We start from the raw sequence: 13,927 nt of genomic DNA on the forward strand, positions 1-13,927 counted from the left end.
AGGAAGTCGGCCAAGGGTAATGCATGAATTAAAAAACGGTTCAGTTAACCAGCCCGGCGCGTTCGCTGAAGCCCGCCACCCTGGTGCCGGATTCTTCTCCGGCCAGCGCCAGCAAAAAGGCGTATTCCCGCGCCAGCTCGTGATACGCCTCGAAACGGCCGGACTTGCCACCGTGGCCGGTGTCCATGTCGCAATGCAGCAGCAACAGGTGGTCGTCGGTTTTCATCTCGCGCAACTTGGCTACCCACTTGGCCGGTTCCCAGTACTGCACCTGGGAGTCGTGCAGGCCTGTGGTCACCAGCATGTGCGGATACGCCTGCTGCTGCACCTGATCGTAAGGGCTGTACGACTTCATGTAATGGTAATACTCGGGATCCGCCGGGTTGCCCCACTCGTCGTATTCGCCGGTGGTCAGCGGAATCGAGTCATCCAGCATGGTGGTCACCACGTCCACGAAAGGCACCGCCGCCACCACGCCCTTGTACAGTTCAGGCGCCATGTTGATGACCGAGGCCACCAGCAGGCCCCCGGCGCTACCACCGGACGCAAAGACTCGCTCCTTATCGCCATAGCCCTGCTCTACCAGCTCGCGGGTGACGTCGATAAAATCGTGAAAGGTGTTCTCCTTGCTGAGCAGTCGACCCTGCTCATACCAGTCCCGGCCCAGCTCTTCGCCGCCGCGAACATGGGCGATGGCATAAACGAAGCCGCGATCAAGCAGGCTCAGCCGCGAGCTGCTGAAGTCCGGATCCATGCTGGCACCGTAAGAACCATAGGCGTACACCAGCAGCGGGTTGCTGCCATCGTTCTTGAACTTGTCGGCCCGGTATACCAGCGACACCGGCACCTTGGCGCCGTCCCGCGCGGTCACCCACAGCCGTTCGCTGCGGTAATCATCGGCATTGAACTGCTTGCCCACGTATTGCTGCTTGAGTTCGCGTCGCTCCTGGGTGTCCATGTTCACTTCATAGATAGTCGTCGGCCGGGTCATGGAGGAATAACCGTAACGCAACCAGGGAGTATCGTCTTCGGCATTCACCCCCATCCAGGTGACATAGGCGGGATCATCGAAACGAATATCGTGTTCGCGACCATCCTTGCGGTGGATCTGGCGCAGGTGCACCAGGCCTTCGCTGCGCTCTTCCAGCACCAGCCAGTCGCGAAACAGGGAAAAACCTTCCAGCAGCACCTCGTCCCGGGCCGGGATCAGCGGCTGCCATTGCTCGGTGGTGCCGTTTTCCGCCAGATAGAGGCCAAAGTTGGCACCATCCTTGTTGGAGCGGACGTAAAACCGGCCCTGATAGTGTTCGACATCGTATTCGTGACCACGTTTGCGGGGCAAAAACACCTGTGCCGGTGTTGTGGGATCGTTGGCCGATACCAGGCTGATTTCGCTGGACACCGTGTTCCAGGCACCAATAACGATATAGTCTTCGGAACGGCTCTTGTAGATGCTGGTATAAAAGCTGGCATCCTGCTCTTCATGCACCAGCACGTCTTCGCTCTGGGGCGTCCCCAGGGTGTGACGATAAACCTGATAGGGCAGCAGGGTATTTTCGTCCTGCTTGACGTAGAACAGGGTCTTGCCGTCGTTGGCCCATTCCAGATTGCCGGAGGTATTCTCCAGCACCTCATCATACAGCTCACCGTTTTGCAGCGATTTAAATCGAATCTGATACTGACGGCGGGACACAAAGTCTTCGGCGAAGGCCAGGGTCTGCTGATCGGGGCTGACGGCCACCTGACCCAGGCCGTAATAGGCCTGATCCCTGGCCCGCTCGTTGCCGTCCAGCAGCAGTTCTATTCGTTCGGGCTGATCTTCGGGATGGCGTTCGATAATGCCGTATTCCAGTCCTTTCTGGTAACGGGTCTGATAGCGATAACCGTTTTTCAGATAGGGAACCGAGCTGTCGTCCTGACGGATACGGGCAATCATCTCCTGATACAGATCTTCCTGCAGGACATTCAGCGGAGTAAGTACCTGCTCACTGTACTGGTTTTCCTGTTCAAGATAAGCGAGCACCTGCGGATCGTCACGCTCGTCATCGCGCATCCAGTGATAATTGTCGACCCGGATATCGTCGTGATTGTTCAGAATGTGAGGAATTTTATTGGCGACAGGGGGCTTTACGTCCACATCGGTACCTTTAGCGTAGGGTTTGGCACAAGCCACCCATACTAACATCAAGCAAAGCTTCGCCCTATTGCGCATACCGCCACTCCTTTATCTTCGACAATCCAAAAGTGGACGAATTTTAACCAGACAAGAAGGCGTTTACCAAATTATTTACTGAAAAAACCATATAAACACAGTATAAAAACTCGAATGGAGCCAGAAAGTACCGGCTCCTGCGTGAAAGTCACTACTTACTTACGTCGCCAACTGCCATCGGCCAGCTGGATATAATGCCCACCGGCGGTACGTTCGATATTCAGCTGACCGGCGCGACTCTGCACCACCGTCAGGCTGGTACCGGTTCGTCTGGCGATCTCCTGATAATTTTCCAGCCGTTTGCGATTGATGTCATTGGCGATGACATTGACCTCGCCACTACCACGTACCACCCCTACCAGGCCATTCAGCTGTTCGCCGATCAGGCCCTGTTGCTTGGCCTGCTGCAAATCCAGCGCCCAGACCGACCAGCTCAGGCTGGCCACCAATATCACCGCTAACCACCGCATAGAGACTCCCCTAGAACAAGTCCTGTTCCTGTTCGAACAACTTTTCCAGCTCCCGATCGACCCGGACCCGAATTTCATGATCCACCTTGACGTTCAGGTTGACCGTAATGGGCTTGTCCGGCACCACTACCTCCACCCGGGGCGTACAGGCGCTCAGTAACAAACTCAGTGACAAGCTCTGTAACAAGGGGCCAATCATGGCCGTACCTTTACGCATTTACTCGCTCTCCCCCTGTAGCCTGGCCGGTAATCGCTCACTCAACTCCTGAGCGAAACGCAGGCTGGCCAGCAACTGTAGCAGGTTTTCCTGGTGGCGATAATTGAAGTTGACCGGGTGCATTTTACCCATCACCGGCGCCTGCCCCCGTAATCGACTATCGATAACTGCCTCGCCAGTGGCCGCCATCGAAATATCTGCCTCCAGACGCTGGTAACGCAGGTCACTGAGCAGCCCCAGGGTCAGCCCGAGCGACAGGTTGCTCTCTCCTGTCGCCAGCAACGGCTCACCTGCCTGATAAGAGACCCAGCCATTATCACTATAGGCTTTTCCTCCGTTGATACTAAAGCTGGGGTCAAATGAAAACGGCAGCCGTCCGTGTAGTTTGCCACTGCCGGTCAGCCCAGTGACGCCGGCATAGCTCAGCACCTGTTCCAGCTCGATGTCGCTCAGGTGCACCTCGCCATTCGGCGTCGCGCTCAGCGCCATGGGAGCAAACGCCAGCTGGCCGCCAAAGGCCCGGGCCGTCAGGCCGGACAGCCAGGGCTTGCCTTTTCGCCAGTTCAGGGCGGCGTGAATATCGGTCATGGGCACCCCCACGTCGAACTGCGCTGCCGACAGGGCCTGGGGGCCGATACTGCGCAGCCTTGCTTTGTCCCATTGCAGTTGGAGGCTGGCAGCCAGCTGCTCGGCATGCATGTCCCGGTAGCTCAGCTGCCCCTCAGCCAACGTGGCCTCCAGCGTTATCGGTTGCCCCGTATCGAGCAGGTTCGCCGCCATCAGCGACAACTGCAGCTTGCCCCTCTCAAACGTCAGCCCCACCGGCAGTGCCAACCAGCCATTCAGCCACTGCCACACCTCGGTAACCGGTAACGACTGGTTCGGCATTGTCAGCGCCAGCCCCCGGTCATAATGCCAGTCGCCTTTCAGCTGCAGACCGCGCGTCAGCTCCAGCGTCACCGCTCCCTGGCGCCGATCCGCACCCGCACCGCTCAGCAGCAACGCCGCACCGGGCAGCGTTTGCTGTTGCCAGCGCCCCGGCTGCCAGCTCAGGCGCGCGCGCCAGGGGCCGTTTCGCATCATATTCCCCACCGGCGCCAGCTCCAGTCGATTAAGCTCCAGCTGTTTCCAACGCAGCCGCGCCACCTTCAGCCGCGACTCCGGCAGTAACTGCCAGCCGGACTCGCCCTGCTCGGCCGCCAACTGCAATTGCCAAGTGCCGGTCAAGGGCGGCGGCAACTCGCCCTCGGCCGCCAACCGCAATGGCTGCCCCGGCTGCCAGCCACCGTTGAAAAACAGTGGCTGCTGCAGGACGGGAGTCATCAGCATTCCCGGCAACTCCCCCTGCCAGCGCCAGCCCTGCTGCTCCGGCAATAATTCCAGCCGTGCCTCGCCGGCATCCGTATGCCAGATAATCTCGAGATGTTGCCGGGTGTGGCGCAGTTCGGCGACACCGGTAACGATGGCCTCGGGCAGGTGCAGGGTCAGGCGGTCGATATGAAAATCGATGGCCGGCAGCGTCAGCAACAGCGACAAGGCGTCGCCTTCTCCTTCGGCGGTGCCGCCGCCACTGCGAGAGCAGCTCAAGTCCAGACTCAAACGCTGCAGTCGCCCTTCGATGCGGCCTTCATTCAGTTGCAGCGCCAGGCCTTCGGCCTGTTCTTTGGGGCAGGCCGGCACCTGCGCCCGGGCCAGGGTCGCCTGCACCTGCAGCCACGCCGGCAAGGGCAGTGCCTGCGCCAGGGCCGGCCACAACAGCCCGATGCAGAGCAGCAGTGATCGTCGTGTTTTCATCTTCAAGCGATTCAAAGGGGCACCTTCATCAAATCGGCTTGCGCCGCGGCATACAGGCATTAAGCTGAACACAACAGGGGGTGATTCAATGGACAAGATCGTGTTCTGGGGCATTATCGCCATCGCCGCCATGGTGATTGGCCGACGGCTCTATACCTACTTTTATAATAGCGGCCAGCCCCGGCATAGTCTGGAGGTAATGGTGGCGAACAAGCGCACTCGGGAGTTCATGGGTCGGACCCGTAAAGATCCGACCGAGCTGCCACCGCCAAGAATGCAGTATTACGTGACCTTCCGGCCGCTGGAAGGAGGAGACGAACGGGAATTTCGGGTGGCCCAGCATCTGTATGAACAGCTCGAGCAGGAAGAAACCGGCACCCTCGTGTTTCGAGGCCGCCGATTTATCGCCTTTGAACCGGACGAAACTATCCTGGATAACGACTGAACACCGCCGTGTTACCCTGCTTGTCGAAACTCAGCACCTCATAGGGTGAGCCGGGAATATCCATGCCCGGGGCACTTTGCGGCATGCCGGGAATGGTCAGGCCCCGTACCGCCGGCTTTTCTTTCAGCAGTCGCCGCACATCCGCCGCCGGTACGTGCCCTTCAATCACATAGCCATCGATCACACCGGTATGGCAGGAAGCCAACGCCGGTTTGACCCCGGCCATCGCCTTCACCGGACCCAGATTGTCGCCATTCACTACCTCCACCTCGAAGCCGGATTCCTCCATGTGCGTCACCCAGTCTTCACAGCAGCCACAGGTCTCCGATTTATATACGGTGAGCGATGCCGCCAGCACAGAGCCCGATAACAGCGCCCCCGCCAGGCCATAAAGCCAGTTTTTCATCGTGGTTACCTCTACATTATCATTGTCATTCGGACAAGATTAACAGCCGTGATCGGCGCCGTCTTGATTCGGCACGGTATTCAGTGCAACGACAAAACGGTATCCTGCTATCATTGCGCCATCTTGTTGTCTTACCTGGAGTTATTATGTCTTATCTGGCCGTGAAACACGCCCACATGATGTTTGCCCTGCTCAGCATCATACTGTTCATGCTGCGCGCCTGGCTGGCCGTGCCGTCGCCTGCCAATATCAAAAGCAAACTGCTGAAAATACTGCCCCATGTCAACGATACCCTGTTGCTGGGTCTGGGCGTGTGGCTGGCCATCAGTAGCCAGCAAATCCCCTTCGGCAACAGCCCCTGGCTCACCGCCAAGGTCATCGGCCTGGTGCTGTATATCGTGATTGGCACCATCGCCATCAAGCGCGGCAAGACCCGCGGCCAGCGTCTGGCTGCCTTCCTGGCTTCCATCGCCATCTTCGCCTACATCTACGGCGCCGCCGTCAGCAAGTCTCCGCTGTCCTGGCTGGCGTTGTAAGCCCCAACCAGCCTTGGTTTCTGAGGCAATAGGGCTGCCTCACCCGACTCGCTACGGGAAAATGACATTCGTTGTTTCAGCTTACTGCGAACATTCACTGGATGTTCGGTCAAGCTGAAACAACTCGTCTCGGCAAGACAAGCTTGCCCCATCTAAGTTCACACATGCCATCTGACCGCCAGGGATGGCAGGAATGTCGGAACGGCAGGAGCATTTTCCGGCCTTAGCATGTGATGGTCGGGTGAGACAATCCCTGTTACCTCCTCTCAACGCCCGAGTTGGCTGTCGGCGGTACCAGAAGCTAACTCCGATGCATCAAGGAGGACAAAGGGATCTGCTCCGCCGACCTTCTGTTTCAGGGATGAAACAGAGAGCGTACAAGGATGTATCTATAGCGAGTCGGCGGAGCGGGCCCTTTGTCCGATATCCAGGCGTTTAACAAAGCTCATGGCTCCACCACCGGAAAGACCGGAAACGCCCCCGGCTGCAGCCAGTTCCACTCCTCTTCCTGATACAGGGCATTGGCCGAACGCGAATCCAGCATCAGGGCGGCCAATGGCGCCAACGGCTGATCCATCGGCACCAGCACATCTCCCCGCTGCAAGGTCACCGTGGCTCGCGTCACTGCAACCTCTGTCTGCAGCTTTTCCCTCACCCCCGGTCGTTCTGTGGACTGGGGCCGTATTCCGGTTATCTCCAGCCGGTCGCCCGGGTCGACAGGGTATCCAGTGTCGTCAGATAGGTGTCAACGGTCCGGCTGTCGGGTAGCGACTGCTTATTTTCAAGCTCGAAGGGGGTTGGCGGTATCGATTTCCCCCAGGCCAGGCTGCTGCACAGCAACAGAAAAACCACTGAAACCCTCATGTCGACTCCAGCAAGATGGTTTTATTTCAATTACTTATACACACAAGCACAAAAAAAATACAACGATGACCAGCGTCAGAATCAGACCATCAATAAGCATTTGTAGAAAAATGGCGACAGTCTGCCCCGAAAAGGTTGCGACAAAACTTGTCACACCCCGAGCCTAGGATAGAATCATACCAAGCAAGAGGGCATCACCATGAGTAAGAAGCTATTAAGACAATTGACCCTGGCGCGCTGTGTTCCCTATCGTCCGTACAAGCTGACCGCACGCCAGCTGCAAGAAAAACTGGAAGAAGAAGGCATTCAGGTCAGCCTGCGCACCGTGCAGCGGGATCTGGAAGAAATGTCCGGCATGGGACTGTTCGATCTCACCTCCGATGATCGCAGCAAGCCTCATGGCTGGTGCTTTGAACGCAATGGCTTGAATGACTTCGCCAACTTCATGCCGCTCAGCCTGGCCATGGCACTGAAAACCTGGAATGACCAGGCCGCCGACCTGCTGCCGGCCAGCGTGCTGAGTGAATTGAACCCGATTATCGACAAGGCCACCCAGGTCATCAACGACAGCCAGAGCGAGCTGGCCGGTCGCTGGATGGAAAACGTGGTACGCCTGCCCAAGCCATTCGCCGGCAGCCCGGATATTCGTCGCGCCACCACCATTCGTGACGCCCTGTGGCGCGGCCGCAAATTCAGCGCCGAGATCAAAAGGGTCATCAAGGGGCGTACCGTCTGGCTGCGCTACGAACAGGTAAATCCGCTCGGCATCGTCAGTCGTAAAGAAAGCACCATGCTGCTGTGTACCGTATCGGACATGGATCCCAAGATTTACGGCATTCCCTTCGAGCACATCAAGGATGTAGAGCTGACCAGCCGTCCGGTGACACAGCCGCGAGAGTTCAGCGTCAACAAGCTGATCCGCGAAAAGGGCTACCATGAAGAAGCCGATACCATCCATTTTGTCGGCCGAATCACCCACCCGAACCGGGCCATTATGGAAGACGCCATTCCAGGCAATAACCCCAGGTTGACCCGCTACGACAAGCAGAGCATGATGGTGGAAACCGACGTCAAGGATTCGCCCGAATTTCGTCGCTGGTTGACCGATATGGCGGGTAAAGTCGAGATACTGGCGCCAGAATCGCTGAAAAAAAGCTGAGCTAACATAACATTACCGATCTCGGGGGCTGACTGATTCGGCCCCTTTGTTTTTTCACGGAGTACCGGATGCGCGACCTCTATTTTGAACCGGCCGAACCGGATTGTGATGCCATTAATATCGGCGTCATCGGCGTCGGCGGTTGCGGTGGCAACACCGTCAACCTGCTGGCCGACGGCGCCCTGCCCGAGCACGTTCATATCGTGGCCATGAATACCGACGCCAAGGCGCTGCAGCAGAGCCAGGTCAACACCCTGCAACTGGGCAAGATACTGACCCGGGGCCTGGGCGCCGGCGCCCAGGCCGAGATTGGCCGACAGGCTGCCGAAGAAAGCCTGGACGAGATCCGCGCCCAGTTGAATGGCGCGGATTTGTGCTTTATTACCGCCGGCATGGGCGGCGGTACCGGTACCGGCGCCGCCCCCATCGTCGCCAGGGTGGCGCGTGAACTGGGAGTGATGACGGTGGCCATCGTCACCCGTCCGTTCGGCTTTGAAGGCAAGCAACGCGCCAAAGCCGCCGACGAAGGGCTCAAGACCCTGGCCGAACACACCGATGCCCTGCTGGTGCTGCCCAACGACTACCTGCTCAAGGTACTGGGCGCCAAAACACCGCTGCTGCAAGCCTTTACCGAAAGCAGCAAGGTCATTCAGAACGCGGTCAAGGGTCTGGCCGACATCATCGGCCAGACCGGCCTTATCAATATCGACTTTGCCGATGTGCGCACCATCATGAGCCAGCAGGGCAAGGCGGTGATGGGCATCGGCCTCGGCAATGGCGAAAACAAGGTGGCCGACGCCACCCTGCAGGCGCTGAATAATCCGCTGCTCGAGAAGGTCGAGCTGGAGCGCGCCCGGGGTGTGCTGCTGAACGTGGTCGCCTCGATGGACATCGGCCTCGATGATTTCCAGAAAATCGGTGATCAGGTCGCCGAGTGCGTGGGCGAATACGCTACCGTGGTGTCCGGCATCAGCCTGGACCCCAATCTGGTCGACAGCATACAGGTGACCATGATCGCCACCGGCATACAGCCGCCGCAGGAAACCATAGCGCCGTCCCAACCGCAACATCAGCCGCAAACCGCGCCCTCGGAGCCCACATCGGAAGGGCTGGATATTCCCGCCTTTCTGCGCCAGCGACAGCAGTAACGAAAAAGGCCGGTGCAATGCACCGGCCTTTTTACTTCACCGTTTTACGACCGGCTCATCTTAACCAAAGACGTTCAGGCACCAGGTAATGGCAGGAATTGCCACTATGTCGATAAGCACGGCACCACACAGCGGCGCCACAATAAAGGCCTTGTGCGAAAACACCTTGTAGCGATCGCACACCGCACCCATGTTGGCCACGGCATTGGGGGTTGCGCCCAGCCCGTGTCCGACGAAACCGGCACACAATACCGCCGCATCATAGTTGCCCCCCATCAGCCGGAACATCAGGAATACCGCCAGCAGTATGATGGCCAGGGTCTGCACCACCAGGATGATCAGCAGCGACCAGCCCAGATCCGCCAGCTGCCACAATTGCAGCGACATCATCGCCATGGTCAGAAAGATGCCCAGGCAAAAATCGCTGACCACATTGATGGCGTTATCGGGCAGCGTCAGCAGAGCAAACTTCTCATTCAGGTTGCGCAGCACGATGGCAATGAACATGGCGCCCACATAAGAAGGCAGAATAATGTCGAAGTCTGCACGCAGGTGACCACTCAGCCACAAGCCGGCAATCATGGTGCACAGCACCACCGCCAGAATCTTCAGCAACAGGGTGCCGGTAATGGTGGCCGGTACAGTGCGTTCCGAGGCTTCCAGTGCCTTCAGATCATGTACCTGTTCCGCATGAATTTCGATTTTGTGCCGGTTGATCAGCAAGCGGGCCACCGGAGCCCCCAGCAGACCACCGGCGACCATGCCGAAGGTGGCTGCCGCCAGGGCGGCGGTGGTAGCACCGGTCACGCCCAGCGCTTCGGCTTCGGGGCCAAAGGCCGCTGCCGCCCCAAAGCCGCCTTCCAGCGACACCGCACCAGCCATCAGACCCAGCAGCGGGTGTTCACCCAACAGGGAGGCAATACCGATGCCCAGTCCGTTCTGCAATAACGCCAGTAACCAGCAGGCCACCAGATAAATGCCCAGCACCTTGCCGCCTTTTTTCAGCAGCGCCAGGCTGCCACCCAGACCGACGGTGGCAAAAAAGGCAATCATCAACGGGGTTTGCAGGGCGGTGTCGAACTTGAACTCGACGCCTCCCCAGTGGCGGGCGGCCCACACCACCAGCGCGAAACCGAAGCCGCCGATCACCGGCGCCGGTACACACAACTGGTGCAACAAGGGTACCTTGCGCTGCAAGACCAGTCCCAGCATCAGCAACAGGGCGGCCAGCGCCGTGGTGTTCATCACATCGAGAGTAATGAGATTCATCTTATTTCCCTATATCTACAACTAATTACAACATCAACCAAGACCGGCGAGTGACGCGGTCAAGGCCGACAAAGGGTGTCAGCCGGCAAGCCGGGCCAACAGACGGGCGGCCACACGGGCCGTATTCGAGTGCCGATCCCGAGCCGGGTTCAGCTCGGCGATATCGGCCATCTTTATCTTGTTGCTGGCCTTGATGCGCTCCAGCGCATATTCCAGCAAGCCCAGATCCATGCCGCGTGCGGCCGGCGCACTGACACCCGGCGCCAGACTGGCCGGCAGCACATCGAGACAAACGGTGACGTAGAGCAGGTCAACCTCATCGATCGCCTGATCCAGCGCCGCATTCAGCGGCGCTATATCCCAGTTGTTCAGCTCTTCATCCCGCACGATACGGGTATTCAGCTGGCTGGCGCGCTCAAACAGGGCGTCGGTATTGTGGTAGCGGCTGACGCCAATACAGGTGTAATGAAACGGCAGACCCCGCGCTTCACACAGCGCGGCACACTGGTTGAACGGGGTACCGGAGCTGGCCCGTGCCGAGCGCCGCAGATCCAAGTGCGCATCGAAGTTGATGATGCCGATGCGAGGAGCGTCCTGCCGGCGGCACAGGTGCTCGACCAGACCGCTGAAACTGGCATAGGCAATCTCGTGCCCGCCGCCCAGGCCAATCACCCTATGCCCCGCATCCATGAAGGCGGCCACCTTGTCGGCATACAGCGCCTGAGCGATTTCCAGCTCATCGTCGTGACAATGCACATCGCCACCGTCGTAGAGGGGCATATCCAGATGCCAGGCCAGGTTGGCGGTGGCCGAACGCAGGGCGCCGGGGCCCGCGGCCGCGCCCGCCTGGCCCTGATTACGGACCACGCCGGCATCGGAACAAAACCCCAGCAGTACCAGACCGGCAGCCTGATCACCCGCTATCGCCTGCACCTGCTGGTGCCAACGCCGGGCCAAATCACCTTCTTCATGATCGACCCGCCCCTGCCACAAAGACATGTCGGCGGTGCTATATCCGGTGTGTTCCATTACGACTCCTCACAAAATTGACTAATAGCTCATGGCACCCAGCCGCGCGGCGGCATCGCAAGTCCAGCGAATCCACTGACTCTGACTGCCGCCAACCCGCTCGGCGGGTGCCATCAGGCTGATGGCGCCGAGCAAATGTTCCCGGCTGCCCATGACCGGAGCGCTGACGCCCCAGACTCCCTTGTCTATTTCGCCCTGTGACACCGCGTACCCCTGCTCCCGCACCTGTGCCAGTGCCTGCATCATCAGGGTGCGCTCTGCCGCAGGCAGCTCCGCCAGTATCTGTTCGCGCAGCGCCTCGTCCATAAACGCCAGCAAGGCTCTGGCGCTGGCCCCATGGCGCAACGGTTGGGAATACCCTTTCTGATAACAACAGCGCAGGGCCTGAGAGCTGTCGATCATCTCGACACACAGCGCCCGGTTGCCGGAAATCATCATCAGGGCGGCACTTTCTCCGGATCGTTCCGCCAATTCGGCCAGCAAGGGCCGGGCCCAGGTCAGCACGCTGTTCTGGTACTCGAAACCGGCGGCCAGCTGAACGGCCATGGGGCCGGGAGCATATCTGCCGCTTTGGCGTTCCTGCACCAGTGACCAACGACACAGCACCGCCAGATAACGATAGGTGCTGGACAATGGCAGACCGGTCAGGTCGGCGAGTTCGCGGGCGGTCATGGCCTCCGAGGCCGTCACCAGGGATGACAACAGCGTAAACGCCTTGTCCTGAGAGCTGATTTTAATGGTCATGATGCTGTCCTCACGGCGCACATTGCCTGAAAAAACGACGATGTAAACTTGGATTCTCAATATGCGAGAATATCATGTAAATATAGTGCTAAGTTTCTAATAAAAAACCGCATGATTTACCATGATTTAACATTCATGCTCGCCAATCCGTAGCCGAATGAGCAAGATCATCCTCGGCATGATGTCGAACATAAAAGGTACCATTCGTGTCTGGTTCGTGAGTGAAGCAGTGGAGTACGGAGGCGATAAAGAGGGAAAAGCAGGCAAGAAAAAGGGCAAGCCAATCGGCCTGCCCGTCATGAAGAATACCAGTTGATTATCCGGGTCACCAACCTGGATAACTGTACTTCGAAAGCAATCTAGGGTCTCGAGTAATATTAAATCCCCGAAAACCTTAAAAACCCAGCATTGATTAACCAATGTTTGATATCGCTCGCGTTATTGCATTATTGCCGAATGAAAGCGTGAGCACTCTCACATCGCTACAGGGCGATATCCACCCATACCAGCCGGTGATCCGAGCTGGCCTTGCGCTCCGGCCAACCCCGCCGGTTCCAGAACAGTTCGCCGTCCGTTTCGCCAGGGGCTTGCCAGTAAACGCCACTGGCCAGAGCCTGCAGGCTGCGCCCCGGCAACACATAATCGAGCCGCAACCCCTGACTGTGGGTCCAGAAACGCGGCGATCCCCGCCGCGATGACATGCCTCGCAGCGCAAAGCCGCCGCGTGAGGCGGGTCGCAACCGGCCAAGGGCCACTCTGCGATTAAGCGCCGTGTCGGCCAGCAACGCCTGAATGCCCGCACGAAAACCATCGCCATCCTGCGGATCCGCATTCAGATCCCCAAGGATCACGAAGTCCGACTCGGGATCCAGCCCGCCCCGGTTACCCGCGTCATCCACCAGATAGTCACCACGTCCGGGCCTCACATAGTCATGCCACAGGCGCAGCTCGTCGTGATTGCGGCAGCTGTTTCGTCGCTCCGGGCCTTCGTCGATGGGCGGCGCCGGATGGCAGGCCAGCAGATGCAGCACCCGGCCATTGGGCAGGCGTACCGGCAGGTCGAGATGATTCTTGGACGACAGCGGCAACACCGCCAGCGCCTCGGCGCCGTAATAGCTGCCGGACTCGGTCATCGGCAGGCGAGCACCGGGCATGTCTCGCCATAAAAAGCTTTGAAAACTGCGCATTCGATCGAATAACAACGGAAAACGCGACAACACCGCAAAGCCGTACTGACCGTGAAAGGCGCCAAAGCCCAGGCCGTCACCGGGCAGCGTCGGGATGCCCGCGCCATGTAACGCCACCGGGGCCAGCAAACCGGTATTGGTGGGCACCAGATAGCGATAGGGGTACTCGATGCCCCGCTCGCCGACGGCCAGGTAGTCGGCACAAAACCGCCGCAGGTGATGGTCGTCACGGCTTTCGCCGTCGTGATCAAACTCGTTCAGCAGCAACACATCGGGCCGGATGTGCTGCACAATACGGGCGATATTCCGCGGCTGGCGGTGGCCCGCCACCAGATCGGCCGCCAATTGTCCCGGCCGGGCGCGATCCAGCGCCACATTAAAGGTGGCAACTCTCACTTTTGAAAACGACATCATGTAGCTGGCTTGCCTTTATTGTTCAAACTGTCA

General features: G+C 58.8%; 16 protein-coding genes. 5 read left to right on the forward strand and 11 right to left on the reverse strand.

The genetic code is table 11. From position 1 onward, the window contains the following. Positions 1 to 40: 40 nt before the first annotated feature. From ABD827_RS14385 to ABD827_RS14400, 4 genes are all read right to left on the reverse strand, one after another. A complete protein-coding gene (locus ABD827_RS14385) occupies positions 41 to 2,185 on the reverse strand; it encodes a S9 family peptidase (protein WP_344965428.1) in 2,145 nt (714 codons plus the stop codon). Between the two features lie 182 nt (positions 2,186 to 2,367). Beyond that, positions 2,368 to 2,682, reverse strand: coding sequence for a YdbL family probable chaperone protein (locus ABD827_RS14390; protein ID WP_344965384.1), 315 nt, complete (start codon positions 2,680 to 2,682; stop codon positions 2,368 to 2,370). 10 nt (positions 2,683 to 2,692) lie between these two features. Continuing rightward, positions 2,693 to 2,899, reverse strand: a complete 207-nt coding sequence (locus tag ABD827_RS14395; RefSeq protein WP_298717119.1) for a YnbE family lipoprotein — start codon at positions 2,897 to 2,899, stop codon at positions 2,693 to 2,695. Further along, the gene (locus ABD827_RS14400) at positions 2,900 to 4,693 is read right to left on the reverse strand and encodes an intermembrane phospholipid transport protein YdbH family protein (RefSeq protein ID WP_344965385.1); all 1,794 of its coding nucleotides are present in this window, start codon (positions 4,691 to 4,693) and stop codon (positions 2,900 to 2,902) included. An 88-nt stretch (positions 4,694 to 4,781) separates the two neighbouring features. On the opposite strand from ABD827_RS14400, the gene ABD827_RS14405 reads away from it, so the two are divergent. Further along, entirely contained in the window at positions 4,782 to 5,138 is a 357-nt protein-coding gene (locus tag ABD827_RS14405; RefSeq protein ID WP_298717124.1) for a DUF2500 domain-containing protein, read from the forward strand. On the opposite strand, the gene ABD827_RS14410 is transcribed toward ABD827_RS14405, so the two are convergent. Continuing rightward, positions 5,119 to 5,544, reverse strand: coding sequence for a DUF411 domain-containing protein (locus ABD827_RS14410; RefSeq protein ID WP_344965386.1), 426 nt, complete (start codon positions 5,542 to 5,544; stop codon positions 5,119 to 5,121). The genes ABD827_RS14405 and ABD827_RS14410 overlap by 20 nt on opposite strands. Positions 5,545 to 5,690: 146 nt before the next feature. On the opposite strand from ABD827_RS14410, the gene ABD827_RS14415 reads away from it, so the two are divergent. Continuing rightward, entirely contained in the window at positions 5,691 to 6,080 is a 390-nt protein-coding gene (locus ABD827_RS14415) for a SirB2 family protein (protein ID WP_298717130.1), read from the forward strand. A gap of 445 nt (positions 6,081 to 6,525) precedes the next feature. Here ABD827_RS14415 and ABD827_RS14420 read toward each other — a convergent pair whose 3' ends face one another. Continuing rightward, the gene (locus ABD827_RS14420; protein ID WP_344965387.1) at positions 6,526 to 6,705 is read right to left on the reverse strand and encodes a hypothetical protein; all 180 of its coding nucleotides are present in this window, start codon (positions 6,703 to 6,705) and stop codon (positions 6,526 to 6,528) included. Between the two features lie 65 nt (positions 6,706 to 6,770). After that, complete coding sequence (locus tag ABD827_RS14425; protein WP_344965388.1) at positions 6,771 to 6,944, reverse strand: hypothetical protein; 174 nt, start codon at positions 6,942 to 6,944, stop codon at positions 6,771 to 6,773. A gap of 199 nt (positions 6,945 to 7,143) precedes the next feature. Here ABD827_RS14425 and ABD827_RS14430 point away from each other — a divergent pair, with 199 nt between their 5' ends. Beyond that, positions 7,144 to 8,103, forward strand: coding sequence for a helix-turn-helix transcriptional regulator (locus ABD827_RS14430; protein WP_298717136.1), 960 nt, complete (start codon positions 7,144 to 7,146; stop codon positions 8,101 to 8,103). Between the two features lie 68 nt (positions 8,104 to 8,171). Then, the gene (gene ftsZ, locus ABD827_RS14435; RefSeq protein ID WP_344965389.1) at positions 8,172 to 9,251 is read left to right on the forward strand and encodes a cell division protein FtsZ; all 1,080 of its coding nucleotides are present in this window, start codon (positions 8,172 to 8,174) and stop codon (positions 9,249 to 9,251) included. Between the two features lie 60 nt (positions 9,252 to 9,311). On the opposite strand, the gene gltS is transcribed toward ftsZ, so the two are convergent. The 3 genes from gltS to ABD827_RS14450 form a co-directional block, all read right to left on the reverse strand. After that, positions 9,312 to 10,520 (reverse strand): sodium/glutamate symporter, encoded by a 1,209-nt coding sequence (gltS, locus tag ABD827_RS14440; RefSeq protein WP_344965391.1) that lies wholly within the window; start codon positions 10,518 to 10,520, stop codon positions 9,312 to 9,314. 78 nt (positions 10,521 to 10,598) lie between these two features. Further along, positions 10,599 to 11,549: a formimidoylglutamase gene (gene hutG / locus ABD827_RS14445; protein WP_344965392.1), complete on the reverse strand. Its 951-nt coding sequence runs from the start codon at positions 11,547 to 11,549 to the stop codon at positions 10,599 to 10,601. A gap of 21 nt (positions 11,550 to 11,570) precedes the next feature. Next, positions 11,571 to 12,293, reverse strand: a complete 723-nt coding sequence (locus tag ABD827_RS14450; RefSeq protein ID WP_344965393.1) for an IclR family transcriptional regulator — start codon at positions 12,291 to 12,293, stop codon at positions 11,571 to 11,573. Between the two features lie 157 nt (positions 12,294 to 12,450). On the opposite strand from ABD827_RS14450, the gene ABD827_RS14455 reads away from it, so the two are divergent. Further along, positions 12,451 to 12,609: a hypothetical protein gene (locus tag ABD827_RS14455; RefSeq protein WP_344965394.1), complete on the forward strand. Its 159-nt coding sequence runs from the start codon at positions 12,451 to 12,453 to the stop codon at positions 12,607 to 12,609. Positions 12,610 to 12,775: 166 nt separating this feature from the next. Here the strand turns inward: ABD827_RS14455 and ABD827_RS14460 are convergent, their stop codons facing one another. Then, on the reverse strand, positions 12,776 to 13,894 hold the full coding sequence (locus ABD827_RS14460) for an endonuclease/exonuclease/phosphatase family protein (protein ID WP_344965395.1): 1,119 nt from the start codon (positions 13,892 to 13,894) through the stop codon (positions 12,776 to 12,778). Positions 13,895 to 13,927 lie beyond the last annotated feature (33 nt).

This window comes from Oceanisphaera sediminis (assembly GCF_039539745.1).
Taxonomy (GTDB): Bacteria; Pseudomonadota; Gammaproteobacteria; order Enterobacterales; family Aeromonadaceae; genus Oceanimonas; species Oceanimonas sediminis.

Bases quoted from the DNA above. Each gene is read 5' to 3' on its own strand.
- ABD827_RS14400 (WP_344965385.1), bottom strand. From the start codon at position 4,693: ATGAAAACACGACGATCACTGCTGCTCTGCATCGGGCTGTTGTGGCCG.
- ABD827_RS14405 (WP_298717124.1), top strand. From the start codon at position 4,782: ATGGACAAGATCGTGTTCTGGGGCATTATCGCCATCGCCGCCATGGTG.
- ABD827_RS14455 (WP_344965394.1), top strand. From the start codon at position 12,451: ATGAGCAAGATCATCCTCGGCATGATGTCGAACATAAAAGGTACCATT.
- ABD827_RS14410 (WP_344965386.1), bottom strand. From the start codon at position 5,544: ATGAAAAACTGGCTTTATGGCCTGGCGGGGGCGCTGTTATCGGGCTCT.
- ABD827_RS14390 (WP_344965384.1), bottom strand. From the start codon at position 2,682: ATGCGGTGGTTAGCGGTGATATTGGTGGCCAGCCTGAGCTGGTCGGTC.
- ABD827_RS14395 (WP_298717119.1), bottom strand. From the start codon at position 2,899: ATGCGTAAAGGTACGGCCATGATTGGCCCCTTGTTACAGAGCTTGTCA.
- ABD827_RS14415 (WP_298717130.1), top strand. From the start codon at position 5,691: ATGTCTTATCTGGCCGTGAAACACGCCCACATGATGTTTGCCCTGCTC.
- ABD827_RS14385 (WP_344965428.1), bottom strand. From the start codon at position 2,185: ATGTTAGTATGGGTGGCTTGTGCCAAACCCTACGCTAAAGGTACCGAT.
- ABD827_RS14460 (WP_344965395.1), bottom strand. From the start codon at position 13,894: ATGATGTCGTTTTCAAAAGTGAGAGTTGCCACCTTTAATGTGGCGCTG.
- ABD827_RS14430 (WP_298717136.1), top strand. From the start codon at position 7,144: ATGAGTAAGAAGCTATTAAGACAATTGACCCTGGCGCGCTGTGTTCCC.
- ftsZ (WP_344965389.1), top strand. From the start codon at position 8,172: ATGCGCGACCTCTATTTTGAACCGGCCGAACCGGATTGTGATGCCATT.
- gltS (WP_344965391.1), bottom strand. From the start codon at position 10,520: ATGAATCTCATTACTCTCGATGTGATGAACACCACGGCGCTGGCCGCC.
- hutG (WP_344965392.1), bottom strand. From the start codon at position 11,549: ATGGAACACACCGGATATAGCACCGCCGACATGTCTTTGTGGCAGGGG.
- ABD827_RS14450 (WP_344965393.1), bottom strand. From the start codon at position 12,293: ATGACCATTAAAATCAGCTCTCAGGACAAGGCGTTTACGCTGTTGTCA.
- ABD827_RS14425 (WP_344965388.1), bottom strand. From the start codon at position 6,944: ATGAGGGTTTCAGTGGTTTTTCTGTTGCTGTGCAGCAGCCTGGCCTGG.